We start from the raw sequence: 248 nt of genomic DNA, 5'->3' as shown, positions 1-248 counted from the left end.
GAAGATCATTGCGGAGAAGAAGAAGGCTCTCAAGCCCACCAAGAAGGCCGCGAAGGGCAAGCCGGACGCCACTCAGGGCTCGAATGTCGTGAACATCATGGACGCGTTGAAAAAGTCCGTGGCCGCAGAGCTGAAATCGAGCAAGGCCCGGTGACATCATGCACGACGTGATCACGATACCAATCATGGAAATTGCCGTGTCTTTGCCGGATCGAGAACACTTCGCAACGGCATCCACGATATCGGGC

1 pseudogene is annotated in these 248 nt (G+C 55.6%); it reads left to right on the top strand.

The annotated features are described in order from the left end of the window. A pseudogene (locus AF337_RS45940) lies at positions 1–154 on the top strand (non-homologous end joining protein Ku); the annotation flags it as partial. Positions 155–248 lie beyond the last annotated feature (94 nt).

The organism is Rhizobium ecuadorense (assembly GCF_001187535.1).
GTDB classification, from domain to species: Bacteria; Pseudomonadota; Alphaproteobacteria; order Rhizobiales; family Rhizobiaceae; genus Rhizobium; species Rhizobium ecuadorense.
The sequence above is the reverse complement of the archived record's forward strand: the minus strand, read 5'-3'. Positions and strand labels throughout refer to the sequence as shown.